Origin of the sequence: Chitinibacter sp. FCG-7, from assembly GCF_040047665.1 — a bacterium.
Taxonomy (GTDB): Bacteria; Pseudomonadota; Gammaproteobacteria; order Burkholderiales; family Chitinibacteraceae; genus Chitinibacter; species Chitinibacter mangrovi.
Genome location: NZ_CP157355.1, coordinates 2,128,148 through 2,141,562 on the forward strand (window position 1 = coordinate 2,128,148; position 13,415 = coordinate 2,141,562).

At 53.2% G+C, this 13,415-nt stretch carries 13 protein-coding genes; 6 read left to right on the forward strand and 7 right to left on the reverse strand.

Annotation, left to right across the window (positions count from 1 at the left end; genetic code table 11):
* Nucleotides 1-76 precede the first annotated feature (76 nt).
* Genes ABHF33_RS10135 through ABHF33_RS10145 form a run of 3 tightly spaced genes read left to right on the forward strand, consistent with a single transcriptional unit; the run spans nt 77 to nt 2,613 of the window.
* Nucleotides 77-949 (forward strand): TIGR02285 family protein, encoded by an 873-nt coding sequence (locus tag ABHF33_RS10135; protein ID WP_348943855.1) that lies wholly within the window; start codon nt 77-79, stop codon nt 947-949.
* Nucleotides 950-961: 12 nt separating this feature from the next.
* Entirely contained in the window at nt 962-2,047 is a 1,086-nt protein-coding gene (locus ABHF33_RS10140) for a PAS domain S-box protein (protein WP_348943856.1), read from the forward strand.
* Nucleotides 2,048-2,064: 17 nt separating this feature from the next.
* Nucleotides 2,065-2,613 carry a diguanylate cyclase gene (locus ABHF33_RS10145; RefSeq protein ID WP_348943857.1) on the forward strand — a complete coding sequence of 183 codons (549 nt, stop codon included), beginning with the start codon at nt 2,065-2,067 and terminating at the stop codon, nt 2,611-2,613.
* A gap of 115 nt (nt 2,614-2,728) precedes the next feature.
* Here ABHF33_RS10145 and mnmE read toward each other — a convergent pair whose 3' ends face one another.
* The 7 genes from mnmE to rpmH all read right to left on the reverse strand — a co-directional run bounded on the left by mnmE (nt 2,729) and on the right by rpmH (nt 7,775).
* Nucleotides 2,729-4,075, reverse strand: coding sequence for a tRNA uridine-5-carboxymethylaminomethyl(34) synthesis GTPase MnmE (mnmE, locus tag ABHF33_RS10150; RefSeq protein WP_348943858.1), 1,347 nt, complete (start codon nt 4,073-4,075; stop codon nt 2,729-2,731).
* 67 nt (nt 4,076-4,142) lie between these two features.
* Nucleotides 4,143-4,646, reverse strand: a complete 504-nt coding sequence (locus ABHF33_RS10155; RefSeq protein ID WP_348943859.1) for a DUF6803 family protein — start codon at nt 4,644-4,646, stop codon at nt 4,143-4,145.
* 171 nt (nt 4,647-4,817) lie between these two features.
* On the reverse strand, nt 4,818-5,138 hold the full coding sequence (locus ABHF33_RS10160) for a hypothetical protein (protein ID WP_348943860.1): 321 nt from the start codon (nt 5,136-5,138) through the stop codon (nt 4,818-4,820).
* 218 nt (nt 5,139-5,356) lie between these two features.
* The gene (gene yidC, locus ABHF33_RS10165; RefSeq protein WP_348943861.1) at nt 5,357-7,009 is read right to left on the reverse strand and encodes a membrane protein insertase YidC; all 1,653 of its coding nucleotides are present in this window, start codon (nt 7,007-7,009) and stop codon (nt 5,357-5,359) included.
* A 38-nt stretch (nt 7,010-7,047) separates the two neighbouring features.
* Nucleotides 7,048-7,257, reverse strand: a complete 210-nt coding sequence (gene yidD / locus ABHF33_RS10170) for a membrane protein insertion efficiency factor YidD (protein WP_348943862.1) — start codon at nt 7,255-7,257, stop codon at nt 7,048-7,050.
* Complete coding sequence (rnpA, locus tag ABHF33_RS10175) at nt 7,230-7,607, reverse strand: ribonuclease P protein component (protein ID WP_157314375.1); 378 nt, start codon at nt 7,605-7,607, stop codon at nt 7,230-7,232. The genes yidD and rnpA overlap by 28 nt, the downstream gene beginning before the upstream one ends.
* A 33-nt stretch (nt 7,608-7,640) precedes the next feature.
* Nucleotides 7,641-7,775: a 50S ribosomal protein L34 gene (rpmH, locus tag ABHF33_RS10180; protein WP_081986631.1), complete on the reverse strand. Its 135-nt coding sequence runs from the start codon at nt 7,773-7,775 to the stop codon at nt 7,641-7,643.
* Nucleotides 7,776-8,014: 239 nt separating this feature from the next.
* Between rpmH and dnaA the strand changes: the two genes are divergently transcribed.
* The 3 genes from dnaA to gyrB all read left to right on the forward strand — a co-directional run bounded on the left by dnaA (nt 8,015) and on the right by gyrB (nt 13,263).
* Nucleotides 8,015-9,433 carry a chromosomal replication initiator protein DnaA gene (gene dnaA / locus ABHF33_RS10185; RefSeq protein ID WP_348943863.1) on the forward strand — a complete coding sequence of 473 codons (1,419 nt, stop codon included), beginning with the start codon at nt 8,015-8,017 and terminating at the stop codon, nt 9,431-9,433.
* Between the two features lie 206 nt (nt 9,434-9,639).
* On the forward strand, nt 9,640-10,746 hold the full coding sequence (gene dnaN, locus ABHF33_RS10190; RefSeq protein ID WP_348943864.1) for a DNA polymerase III subunit beta: 1,107 nt from the start codon (nt 9,640-9,642) through the stop codon (nt 10,744-10,746).
* Nucleotides 10,747-10,845: 99 nt separating this feature from the next.
* Nucleotides 10,846-13,263, forward strand: coding sequence for a DNA topoisomerase (ATP-hydrolyzing) subunit B (gene gyrB / locus ABHF33_RS10195; protein WP_348943865.1), 2,418 nt, complete (start codon nt 10,846-10,848; stop codon nt 13,261-13,263).
* Nucleotides 13,264-13,415 lie beyond the last annotated feature (152 nt).

Here is a 13,415-nt window from a genome sequence, read left to right on the forward strand (position 1 = left end):
AGATATAAACGTAATAAATTGGGCGTTCGGCTGTGGCCTGAGTCCTGATTCTTCACGAAGGAGGGAACGAATAAGAATGAAAAAACAGATTCTGTGCCTATGTACGATATTATTTTCTGCTGGCGCTTGGTCGACACCGACATCCACTATCAATTGGATACTGAACGATTTTCCACCTTTTATTGACGTCAGCGGTGAAATGCCAGGCAAGGGGATTGCCGATGAAATGCTACGCTTTATTATGCCGCGCATGCCGGAGTACACTCACCATTTTGAAGTGGCCAGCATTGCACGGGCGCATGGATTGATGGCGCAAAAGCAGCTGGTTTGTCACCCCGCGCTACTGATGAATGACGAGAGAAAGAAAATCATGGAGTTTAGCGACCCTGTGTTTTTCATCCTCACGCACCGCATCTTGATTCGCGAAGATAAACTGGCGCGTTTTAAGCCTTATATGACCGCCGATGGCAGCATTGATGCCCTGCGACTAGTCAAGGATTCCAGCCTGGTTACTGCAGTAACTGAAAAGCGCGGCTACTCACCATCGATAAACGCCGCACTGAGCAGCGTACAGGGAAGTCCACATATTCTGAAAGCTGGGGTGCAGTTTAGTGCTCCATTTAATCAGTTGACCTCAGGCTGGATCGATTATTTATTTTCCTATCCCGCAGAGTATGGCTGGTATCGCGAACAGAATGCCGAGGCGAAAAAGGTCAAAATGAAAACGCTGCGAATCAGCGGTGATCCAGAGTTTATCCTGGGTTATGTAACCTGCACCAAGGGTGAGTGGGGCGAGCAGGTGATCAAAAAGGTCAATGCCGCCATTAAATCAGCAGGGACAAGACCGCCTTGGGTGGATAAAACAATCTTTTACACTGAACGGAGCGAGGTGAAGAAATTTGAGAAAACCTTCAATCGCCATAATCCATATCGCAATGCAGTCAACTAACAGGGGTTGAAGTTGTCGGCCACCAAACCTTGTCACTCGATTACACCGCTTGCACGCCGCTTGTTATTCTGGGTACTGCTGATTAGTGCTTTTAATGCCTTGCTTGCCATTTCGGTGCAACTGACGCTCGATTACCGGCGTGATTTGGCCGATCTTGGCGACAATCTTAGTTTTATTCGTAAAAGCCAGAGCGAAAGTCTGGCCGCAGCAGCTTGGAATTTTGATCAGCCCTTGGTGCAGGTTCAGCTCGATGGCCTTGTCCAGTCCCCCTGGATTGCCGGAGCGATGGTTCGCTATGGCCCCAATGAGGGCGCGCACGCTTCGGCTGGCACTATCGATGAAAAACAGGCCGATTTGTTATCCTACCCCTTGGAGTTTGCCGCGGGAACGCGCCGGATCAAAGTCGGTCGCTTAATTGTTGCCCCAAATCTTGACCTTGTTTATCAGCGAACATTCGATCGTGGCATTGTTGTTGCTGCCACGCAGGGCATGAAAACGCTGATCTTTTCAATGGCCTTATTGATCTTGCTGCATTATCTAGTGACGCGTCATTTGTCGCGTTTGCTGGACTATGTACGCAGTTTTCAGTTGGGTGAGCAGATGAATACCTTAAAACTGGAGCGCGGCAAAAATGAATCGGAAGATGAGCTGACCACCCTCGCTGCCGCGCTGAATCAGAACTACGCCAAGCTAAACGAATATCATCTGGCTGAGCAGCGTCAGCTTGAGTATCTTGAGCAAGAAGTCGCTCGACGAACTCAGCACCTGGATCAGGCGTTACTCGAGCAGCAAGCGATTTTTGATAATTCGCTGACCGGCATTGCCTTTCTAAAAAATCGGGTCTTTATGCGCTGCAATCAGAGCTTCGAGAGAATCTTTGGCTATGAAGCCGGAGAGCTGATTGGGCAGTCGACTCGCACCTTGTACCCCAGCTATGAAGACTTCGAACTGGCAGCAAAGCATTTCATGCCCATTCTGCAAAGCGGGCAAGTCGCTGAAAATGATTTTCAGCTAATCCGTAAAGATGGCAGCAAGGTCTGGTGTGCAGCCAGCTTAAACAGATTGATATTAATGATCCAGAACAGGGCGCAGTTTTAACCTTGCAGGACATTACTGTGCGCCGCGAAACCGAAGATGCCATGGAAAAACTGGCCAAGCTTGATGGTTTGACCGGCATTGCGAATCGACGCACATTTGATGAAGCATTAAATATGGCTTGCCGGGAAGCTGTGCGCAACAATTCAGGGCTGACTCTGGCGATGCTGGATGTCGATTTCTTCAAGCAATTTAACGACCATTATGGACATAGCGCCGGTGATGAGGCATTGCGTGCCGTTGCCTGCGCTATTGCAGAGTCGGCCCGTCGCCCCTATGACGTGGCGGCCAGATATGGCGGAGAGGAGTTTGCCCTGTTGCTGCCGGGTTGTCTGGATGCCGCTAATTTGCTTGAACGGCTACGTTTATCGGTGCTGGATTTGGCAATCCCGCACGCGCATTCAACAGTGCAGAGTGTGATTTCTGTCAGCATTGGCGCGCTTTGCCTCACTGGAGAAGAGTGTCAACCAGACAGCTTGCTGCGCAAAGCCGATGAGTTGCTTTATGCCGCTAAGCATGCTGGACGTAATCGCGTTATGTGGCTGAGTGCAACGGAAAGAGCCAATTGAGAGTCCCTTGCCTATGAAGGGGTATTAATTGGCAGAGCATTTGCGGGCCAACCCGCTCCGCTGCCTTCTGAAGCAGAGGCATAATCAGGATATTTTTTGTCAGGGCGCGCGGCCACTATTTCCCAATACAGAATCGGCTGAAGATCACGCCGAGCAAATCATCGGAGCTAAATTCGCCGGTGATTTCATTCAGGCAATTTTGCGCCAGACGCAATTCCTCTGCCAAGATCTCAATCTGTAAATATGCCGCATCGGCGGTGTGTAAATGTTCGCGTGCGGCGCGGATGGCGGTGAGGTGGCGCTCGCGGGCGATGAAGACGCCATCGTTCATACCTCCCCATCCTATTTGCTTGAGGAGCTTGATACGTAATTCTTTCAGGCCTATACCCTGCTTGGCCGAGACATGGATTTCATCTTCAGCCACTTCGCCGGGCGTCTCGCCGGTTAAATCGATCTTGTTGAACACGCGCAGCACTTTCAGCGTAGGCGGCAGTTTGTTCAAAATATTCTGATCGTGTTCGGTAATGCCTTCGCGGCTGTCGAGCAGCAGTAGCGCCAGATCGGCTTTGTCGACCGCCGCCCACGTGCGCTCGATGCCGATTTTTTCGACGGTATCGTCGGTATCGCGCAGACCGGCGGTGTCGATCACATGCAGCGGTACGCCGTCGAGCTGAATCAGCTCGCGCACCGTGTCGCGCGTTGTACCTGCGATGTCGGTGACAATCGCCACGTCTTCACCGGCAAGTGCATTCATCAGGCTGGATTTGCCGACATTGGGCTGGCCGATCAGCACCACGTGCATGCCTTCGCGCAATAACTTGCCTTGCGTGGCGGTGGCGAGCGTGGTTTCCAGCTGCGCGGCAATGCCAGCAAGTTTGCCGCGCGCGTCGGCGGCTTCGAGAAAATCAATGTCTTCTTCGGGGAAATCGAGTGTGGCTTCAACCAGCATGCGCAGCGTGATCAGCTCGTCGACCAGCGTGTGTACTTCGCGTGAAAAAGCGCCGTCGAGCGATTTGAGCGCTGATTTGGCGGCGGCTTCCGATTGTGCGTCGATGATGTCGGCGACAGCTTCGGCCTGCGCCAAATCAAGTTTGCCATTGAGAAATGCGCGCTTAGTGAATTCACCCGGTTGCGCGTGACGTGCGCCCAGCTCAATGCAGCGTTTGAGCAGCATATTCATTACGACGGGGCCGCCGTGGCCTTGCAATTCGAGCACGTCTTCGCCGGTGAATGAGGCCGGATTGGGGAAAAACAGCGCGATGCCTTCATCGAGCGTGCTGCCATCCGCGGCTTTGAAGTGCGCAAAATGCGCAAAGCGCGGCTTCATGGCGGCCTGGTCGCGCCCGAGCAGGCCCGCAATCACTGGCGCAATGTATTTGCCTGACACGCGAATCACGCCGACGCCGCCTCGTCCGGGGGCGGTAGCAATGGCGGCGATGGTGTCGGTTACGTATAAAGTCATGATGAAAACGCGGTATCAGCAAACCGCCATGATACCGCGTCTGATCGGTGCTGGCTCTAGCCCGGACTTAATGGTGCATGCCTTCCATACCCGCCATCGGTGCTTCTGCCATCAGCAATGTGGGATCGAGCATGCCGAAAATCATCGCGATATGCGCCACGACCAAGAAGATCGCGACAAAGATCGCGTGCAGTTTCAGCTTGCGTTCATCGTCCCAAGCTTTGCAGATCAGCCCGAGATCGAGCAGCGCCATGCCGCCGAGCGGAATAATGCCGCTGAGATAAAAACCCACCGCAATCACGTCGGCCGCACCCAGCCAACCGCCGCTGGCGGTCAGTGGAATCACGGCGGTTTTCATCAGGTAAATGAACACGCCAGTGAAATAAATACCGCCGACGATGCTGGCAAAGCGATTAATCTGCCGCAGCGTGCCGTTCAGTTGCCGTGAAAACAGAATAAATAATTCGGTAATCGCAACGGTTTCGGCAAGGATCACCGGAATCGCCATAAACAGAATCAGATTCCACGGTTGATTGTCGGCCAATAGGGCCATGTAATGGGTCATATTCATGATTTTTCTCCGCAGGGGCGCAGCAAGGCGTGCGCCCAATTGAGTGCGTTTAAACAGGCTAACTAAGCCAAAAATTCCCACGCATCGTTACCTCGCCTCGCCGTACGTGTGTACTGTCTTCGGCTCGCAGCCTAGCGTGGAAAGTTTTGTCTATCTACTTATTTGCTGGGTTTAGACGGCGGAGAGCTTGGGTGGGGGCGAGGGTGGCGTTTGTACGATGCTGATAAAGCCAGGCTGGGGCAGGGCCGTGCGATGCTGGCGATATTGCAGCGTAGCTGGTGCGTAGGCTATCGGCGCTGGCAGCGCGCAATGACCAAGGCAATCAAGCGCTTGCTGCGGGCTGGTGGTGCTGGGACGGTTTTGATCGACACAATGACTGGCGATGGTCGGCGTCGCGTGCTGGCTGACGGCAGCAAAGCGCAGGCTGGCGCTAAAAAGTAGCGTCAGTGCGAGCAGCAGAATGCGAATAGAACGCCAGCTGGGTTTGAACATGATGCCATCGTTATCGATGAGATGGATTTGATTGTGAAAGCAAAACGCGCACAAGATATTGCGCCAGATCAGCCTTTGCAGTCTGGTGGGATGGCTTGATGAGTAGTTAAGGGGTATTGCCTGCTGGGCTAAGTTGGGTAAGGTCTGGTGGCGTATACCTGCCTTGGTAATAAAAAGCCACCTCGAAATGAGGTGGCTTTGTTGATTGCGCCTAGCGATTAGCTGTTCTTGGCGGCTGCAGCTTGTTTTTCAACCTGCTTGGTAATCACATACTGCTGAGCGATCGACAAGATGTTGTTCACGACCCAGTACAGTACCAAACCGGCCGGGAAGAAGAAGAAGAACACCGAGAAGGCAATTGGCATCCACTTCATCATCTTGGCCTGCATCGGATCAGGTGGCGGTGGCGACAATGACGATTGCACGTACATTGACACGGCCATGATCAGCGGCAGGATGTAGAACGGGTCTGGAATCGCCAGATCGTGAATCCAGAATTCCCACGGTGCCTGACGCAGCTCTACGGCGGCCAAGAGCATCCAGTAGAAAGCGATAAAGACCGGAATCTGCACCAGCATCGGCAGGCAGCCGCCGAGCGGGTTGACCTTTTCGGTCTTGTACATTTCCATCACCGCTTGCTGGAATTTCATGCGGTCATCGCCATGACGCTGTTTCAGCGCTTCCATGCGTGGCGCAAGCTGGCGCATTTTCGCCATTGAGCGGTAGCTGGCGCTGGCCAATGGGAAGAAAGCCAGTTTGATCAGTACCGTCACCAGAATAATCGCCCAGCCCCAGTTGCCCACAAAGCCGTGGATAAACTGCAGTACGGCAAACAGCGGCTTACTGAAGATGGTAAACATGCCGTAGTCTTTAACCAGGTCAAAGTCTTTGGCAACGGCGTCAAGACGCTTGGTTTCTTGCGGGCCGACATAGAGGCCGACTGATTTTTCCGCTTTTTGTCCGGTCGCAATGGTCGGGATATCAACGGTGGCGCTGACGGCAAACATATTGTCTGGCAGGGCTTTCATCTCATAACGGCAAGCGTTTGGTGTACATACACCTGCACCGTCTTTTGGCGAGAAAATCCAACCAGAAGCAAAGTAATGCTGAATCATCGCAATCCAGCCGTCTTTGGCGCTTGGGACGTATTTCGCTTCGCCTTTGGTGATTTTTTCAAAGTCCACTTTTTGGAACTTGCCTTCGTCGGTGTAAACCGCCGGGCCAGTGAAAGTGTGCGTGCCAAACATGCCCGGATTTTCTACTTTGCCGTCACGGATCAGGCGGTAGTAGGCGCTGGCCGTCACTGGCGCTGTGCTGGCGTTGACGATTTCATACTTCACGTCCACCACATACTGGTCGCGTTTGAAGGTATAGATTTTGGCAATTTTGACGCCGCTGGCCGTCACTTTTTCCAAGCGAACGGCCACTTCATTCTGGCCATCAGCCAGTGTGTAGCTGCTTTGTGCGCTGGTAAAGACGTCTTTGTGCGTTGGTAGGCCATCACCGAGCAAGCCGGTTTGCGCCACATAAATGTGCTCGCCTTCATCTTGCAGCAGGGTGAATGGCTTTTTCGGGTCTTTGCTGTCGCCGTGCTTGAGCAATTTCACTTCACGCAGGTCGGCACCATTGGTGTCGATCACCGCTTGCAGCAAGTCGGTGGTGACGCTGATGCGCTGGCCCTTGGCCAGACGGCCTGCTTCAGGTTGCGCAGCGGTGCTGGCTGTTGCCGTTGCAGCGCCCGAGGCAGTGGCAACGCTGGAAGCAACCGCAGGCTTTTTAATCTGCGGGTATTGCTTCTCCATATACTGCTGCCAGAAATACAAAATGCCGAACGACAGCGCAATAAATACGATGAGTCTCTTGGTATCCATTTTATACGGACGAGCTCCCAACTCAGATTAAGTAGAAATTAAGGTACCGGATCGTGGCCACAATCACCCCAGGGGTGGCAGCGGCATAAACGGCGTACAGTCAGATAGCTGCCTTTGGCTGCGCCGTATTTCTGTACGGCTTCAATGCTGTACTGCGAGCAGGTCGGCACAAAGCGACAGCGCGGGCCCAGCAGCGGGCTGATCATAAGCTGATATAGTTTCACGAATGCGATGATAAGGCGCGACATGAGCGTATTTTCTTGAACAAACTCAATAAAGCAGCTCGGGCAGCCGCACCTTCCTGGCGATTGAACGCCTTGCGCGATCGCACCACGATATCCAGGCCCGCCAATTGAGTGGCGTTCAGCCGGAAAGTTTCGCGAATCGTGCGTTTGATATAGTTGCGGCCTACGGCCCGCTTGTCGGTTTTTTTGCCGACAACCAGCCCTAGCCGGGCAGCCGAGCTCTGGTTGCGTTTGCCCAGAAGCTGGAAGTAGTCATTGCCCACTGACGCGCGCAAACTAAAAACGGATGAAAAATCATCCGTTTTTAGTAAACGCGCAGAACGCGTAAAGCGGTAGCGGCCAACGCTACTCATACTGTGACCTGCTTTCGCAAACTCAAGCAAAGCTTAAGCAGACAGTACTTTGCGGCCTTTAGCGCGGCGTGCGTTCAGAACGCGACGGCCACCTACAGTGCTCATGCGAACGCGAAAGCCGTGAGTACGCTTGCGTTTGATTACAGAAGGTTGGAAAGTACGCTTCATGATAAATCCTAGATTGACAAAGGTGCAGTAAACACGCGATTTAATCAGTGAACCAATCACCTTGTCAAGCCAAAATGTAATGCGCTGTTAGGGATTAAATGCGCCGGGGCTGTGGATAAGTTGCGTATAAATCGGTACAATCGGCCCCTTCCCATTACCAACATGAATCCATACACCTACCGCGCAAACGGCATGCATTCGCATTGCAGTCAACATGGCGTGGTGATGGACCGTCCCCAATGCAAATAAAAGTCTCGACTGAAGACCTGTGGTCACATTGTCTCAATGAGCTCCAGCAAAGCCTGGCGGCCAGCCAGTTTAATATCTGGATCAAGCCATTGGCCAATAGTGCGCAAGTGGTGGACGGAAGCTTGGTTATCGCCGTGCCCAACCAGATTTTTCTGCAGTTCATTCGTGATCGCTATCTGGGCATGATCGAAATGGCTGCCGCCAAGGTATGCAATGGCGTGCCGCCCCATATTGAATTAAAAGTCGGCGTTCTGGCTGCCAGTGCGCCCGCCGAGCGCAGCGCCAAACCGGCGACGCAAGAAACAGTTCAAGCAGCGCCCGCACCTGCGCCGGTGCAAGCAGCGCCCAAGCCTGCCAAGCGTTTTGATGCGGCAGGCTCAAATCACGAATTATCCCGCCTGAACCCCGGCCACACTTTTGATACGCTGGTAACGGGTAAAGCCAATCAGGTGGCGCGCGCTGCCGCCATGCAGGTGGCCGAGAATCCCGGTGTGAGCTACAACCCGCTGTTTGTCTATGGTGGCGTGGGCCTGGGTAAAACGCACTTGACGCAGGCAATTGGTAATTTTGTACACCAGCACAACCCGCAAGCCAAAATCCGCTATATCCACGCCGAAAAATACGTGCAGGACGTGGTGAAGGCGTATCAGCACAAGTCATTTGACGACTTTAAAAAATACTATCACTCGCTCGATGTGCTGCTGGTGGATGATATTCAGTTCTTTGTGGGCAAAGATCGCACGCAGGAAGAATTTTTCTATCTATTTAATGCGCTGCTTGAGAGCGGTAAACAGATTATTCTGACCTCGGACAAAATTCCGCGTGAGATTGAAGGCTTGCAAGAGCGTCTGACCAGTCGTTTTTCCTGGGGTTTGATTGTGCCGATCGAGCCGCCAGAAACCGAAATGCGCGTGGCGATTTTGCTCAAGAAAGCCGAGGCCGAGCACTTTAAGCTCGACGCCAATGTGGCTTTCTTTATGGCCAAAAATATCCGCTCCAATGTGCGCGAGCTGGAAGGTGCTTTGAAACGCGTGATGGCGTATTCGCGCTTTACCAATCAATCGATCACGGTCGATTCGGCCAAGGAAGCGCTGCGCGATATTCTGGCCTCGGGCAATCGCCAGGTGTCGGTAGAAAATATCCAGAAAACGGTGGCTGATTTTTACAAGATCAAAGTCGCCGATATGCATAGTAAAAAGCGCACGCGCGATATTGCCCGGCCACGCCAGATGGCGATGGCGCTGACCAAAGAGCTCACGCAAATGAGCTTGCCAGCCATTGGCGATGCCTTTGGCGGGCGAGACCACACCACGGTACTGCATGCCTGCCGAACGATTCAGGATTTTCGCCAGAGTGATCAGGAAATGGCGCATCAGTACAGTGTGCTGCTGCAGATGTTGCGTTCCTGATTTGGATGAAGTCGCGTGAAAATCCCGCAGGGATTTGCGCGCTGACTGGCCGGATAATTTGAAGGTTTATGTGGTCGCGGTGCGCAAAGCAGGATTTGCACACCCTATGGTGCTTTGCGCTGCCGTAATCTGATCAATTGCCCGTTTTCAGGTAGAATTGGGCTACTTTTTTTGTTAAACGATTTGGGACTCATAGGTGAGGGAAAATGCAACTGCTGCAAGCTGAACGCGATTCGCTCTTAAAACCGCTGGCTACCGTAACTGGTATCGTAGAGCGCAGACATACTTTGCCGATTCTCTCGAACGTGCTGATCAAAAAGGAAGGCGAGCGCTTGGTCTTTACCGGCACCGACCTTGAAATCCAGATTAGCAGCCAGCAGTTGGAAGGCTTTTCCGGCGGTGATTTTGCCATCACCGTGGCTGCGAAAAAGCTGTCGGACATTTTGCGTGCCATTCCCGATAAAACTGTCGTGTCGTTTGAAGAAGCTGAAGGCCGCTTGACGATCAAGGCCGGCAAAAGCCGCTTTGCGCTGCAAACCCTGCCAGCTAATGATTTCCCGCAATTGGCTGTCGATACCAATCTGCGCGCCACCGTGCGCATGCCGCAAGGCCAATTGAAAGCGCTGCTCAGCCGCGTGCAATTTGCCATGGCGCACCAAGATATTCGTTACTACCTGAACGGGATGTTCATGGTGACTGAGGGCAATTTGCTCAAACTGGTGGCCACCGATGGCCACCGCTTGGGCTTTGCTTCCACCGAGCTAACTAGCTCGTTTGATAAAAACGAAGTGATTTTGCCGCGCAAAACGATTCTGGAGCTGTATAAATTGCTCGCCGATGTGGACGACGAAGTCACCATCGACATCGCCAGCAATCAGGTGAAATTCAGCTTTGGCAATATCGTGATTCACAGCAAAGTAGTCGATGGCAAATTCCCCGACTACAACCGCGTGATTCCGCAAAACAATACCCGCCTGCTTAATGTTGACCGTCAGGCGCTGCTATCGTCGATGCAGCGTGCCGCCATTCTGTCGAATGAAAAATTCCGTGGCGTGCGTCTGGTGCTGACTGACAATATGCTCAAAATCCTGTGCAACAACAATGAGCAGGAAGAGGCGCAAGAAGAACTAGAGGTGGTATATGGCCACGAACCACTGGATGTGGGCTTTAACATCCAATACCTGCTGGATGTATTGACCAATCTATCGGTTGAAACGCTGCATTGCTATTTCGGTGACGTCAATTCCAGCGTGCTGGTCACAATTCCCGATAACGAGCACTTCAAATACATCGTAATGCCGATGCGTATCTAGGTGAGAGGTGTTAGGCGAGGGGTTGGAGCGGCCACGCTCACGACCCCTCTCTGACTGCACCTAACCCCTCACTCCTCACACCTGACATACAAGAGTCCTATGAGCGAAAATAATCTTCCCGAAGTGAATCAGCCTGAATATGGCGCCGACAGTATCCGTATCCTGAAGGGTCTGGAAGCCGTACGCAAACGCCCTGGTATGTATATCGGCGACACGGGTGATGGCACTGGCTTGCACCATATGGTGTTCGAGGTGCTGGATAACGCCATTGACGAGGCGCTGGCCGGGCATTGCGACACGATCAAAGTCATTATTCATGCTGATAACTCGATTTCGGTCGAAGACAATGGCCGTGGTATTCCCACGCAGATCAAGGAAGACGACGAATTCAAGCGCTCCGCCGCTGAAATCGTGATGACCGAGCTGCACGCTGGCGGCAAGTTTGACCAGAACAGCTACAAAGTATCGGGCGGCTTGCATGGGGTGGGGGTATCGGTTGTCAACGCGCTATCAGACTGGCTGCGCCTGACTATACGTAGGGACGGTAAAGTTCACTCGATGGAGTTCCGCCAAGGCGTAGCTGTATCACCGCTGAAAGTGATTGGCGACACCGACCGCCGTGGTACCGAGGTACATTTCTTCGCTTCGGTCGAGACTTTTGGCCTGATCGAATTCCATTTTGAAATCCTCGCCAAGCGCATTCGCGAATTGTCGTTCCTGAATAATGGCGTGAATATCCAGCTGCTCGACCGCCGCCACGGCAAGGAAGAAAACTTCAACTACACCGGCGGCGTGCGCGGCTTTGTTGAATATGTAAACCGCAATAAAACCGTCCTGCATCCGCATATTTTCTACGCCATCGGCGAAAAAGACGGTATGACCGTCGAAGTGTCGATGCAGTGGAATGATTCATACCAAGAATCGGTGCAGTGCTTTACCAATAATATTCCGCAGCGCGACGGCGGCACGCACATGACGGCGCTGCGCCAAGTGATGACGCGTACGCTGAACCAATACATTGACAGTCACGACTTTGCCAAAAAAGCCAAAGTCGAAACCGGCGGCGACGATATGCGCGAAGGTCTGACCTGCGTATTGAGCGTCAAACTGCCTGATCCAAAATTCAGCAGCCAGACCAAAGACAAGCTGGTTTCCGGCGAAATCGCCCCGGTGGTGAATGAAGTGGTGAGCCAAGCGCTGGCCGACTTCCTGCTGGAAAACCCGACCGACGCCAAAATCATTTGCGGCAAAATCGTCGATGCAGCGCGTGCGCGCGAAGCGGCGCGTAAAGCGCGTGAGATTACCCGCCGTAAAGGCGTGCTCGATGGCCTTGGCCTGCCGGGTAAACTGGCCGACTGCCAGGAGAAAAACCCGGAATTGTCCGAGCTGTATCTGGTCGAGGGTGATTCCGCCGGCGGCTCAGCCAAGCAAGGCCGTGATCGTAAATTCCAAGCCATCTTGCCGCTGAAAGGTAAGATTTTGAACGTGGAACGTGCGCGTTTTGATCGTATGCTGGCCAGCCAGGAAGTCGGTACGCTGATTACCGCGCTCGGTTGCGGCATTGGTAAAGACGATTTCAATATCGAAAAACTGCGCTACCACCGCATCATTATCATGACGGATGCGGACGTGGACGGCTCGCACATCCGTACACTGCTGCTCACCTTCTTCTACCGCCAATTGCCCGAGCTAGTCGAGCGCGGCTATATCTATATCGCCCAGCCGCCACTATTCAAAGTGAAGCAAGGCAAGCGCGAAACCTATCTGAAAGACGAGCAAGAGCTGAAGCAATACTTGCTGCGCGCCGCCATGGATGGCTCCGAATTGCTACCAAATGGTGCAGATCAAGACGGCATCTCTGGCGAAGCGCTGGAAACGCTGGCGAAACAGTATTTCGTCACCGAAGCGGTGATCGAGCGCGAAAGCCGCTTTATCGACCCGATGATTCTGAACGCTATGCTCACCATGCTGCCGCTCAGCCTGGACAGCGAAGCCGCCGCGCAAGACTCGGCCAACCGCCTGGCCGATGCCGTGAAGCACCCGGCCTTTACCTTTGTGGTAGAGCCGGTAGAAGCGGGCTACCAGATTCGCATCGCCCGCCACCTGCACGGCGTGACCACGATGCAATATATCGACAACGATTTCATCCTGTCGGGCGACTACGCGCAAATCAAGCGCATGGCCGAAATGCTGCTGGGCCTGATCGGCGACAAAGCCATCATCCGCCGTGGCGACCACACCCAGCCGGTGCGCAACTTCAAAGAAGCGCTGGACTGGCTGCTGGCCGAAGTACGCCGCAATATGAGCATCCAGCGCTATAAAGGCTTGGGCGAGATGAACCCCGAGCAGCTATGGGAAACCACGATGGACGTCACCGTGCGCCGCCTGCTGAAAGTAAACATCGGCGACGCAATTGCCGCCGACGAAGTGTTCACGACGCTGATGGGCGACCAAGTAGAACCCCGCCGCCACTTCATCGAGCAAAACGCGCTGGTGGCACGGAATCTCGACGTGTAATAGTTTTCGTAATTGCGCTTCAAAAATTCAGCCACCGCATGCGGTGGCTGAATTTTTGAAGCGCTATATTAGGCAAGTAGGTCGCAAATACTAACCTTTTAGAAAAATAATCATTTACAGTCATTCAAAGTCAGTTATGGATTAATTATCTG

Coding starts and splice junctions, on each gene's coding strand:
- ABHF33_RS10135 (WP_348943855.1), top strand. CDS start 77: ATGAAAAAACAGATTCTGTGCCTATGTACGATATTATTTTCTGCTGGC.
- mnmE (WP_348943858.1), bottom strand. CDS start 4,075: ATGACTTTATACGTAACCGACACCATCGCCGCCATTGCTACCGCCCCC.
- ABHF33_RS10155 (WP_348943859.1), bottom strand. CDS start 4,646: ATGAATATGACCCATTACATGGCCCTATTGGCCGACAATCAACCGTGG.
- ABHF33_RS10160 (WP_348943860.1), bottom strand. CDS start 5,138: ATGTTCAAACCCAGCTGGCGTTCTATTCGCATTCTGCTGCTCGCACTG.
- yidC (WP_348943861.1), bottom strand. CDS start 7,009: ATGGATACCAAGAGACTCATCGTATTTATTGCGCTGTCGTTCGGCATT.
- yidD (WP_348943862.1), bottom strand. CDS start 7,257: ATGTCGCGCCTTATCATCGCATTCGTGAAACTATATCAGCTTATGATC.
- rnpA (WP_157314375.1), bottom strand. CDS start 7,607: ATGAGTAGCGTTGGCCGCTACCGCTTTACGCGTTCTGCGCGTTTACTA.
- rpmH (WP_081986631.1), bottom strand. CDS start 7,775: ATGAAGCGTACTTTCCAACCTTCTGTAATCAAACGCAAGCGTACTCAC.
- dnaA (WP_348943863.1), top strand. CDS start 8,015: ATGCAAATAAAAGTCTCGACTGAAGACCTGTGGTCACATTGTCTCAAT.
- dnaN (WP_348943864.1), top strand. CDS start 9,640: ATGCAACTGCTGCAAGCTGAACGCGATTCGCTCTTAAAACCGCTGGCT.
- gyrB (WP_348943865.1), top strand. CDS start 10,846: ATGAGCGAAAATAATCTTCCCGAAGTGAATCAGCCTGAATATGGCGCC.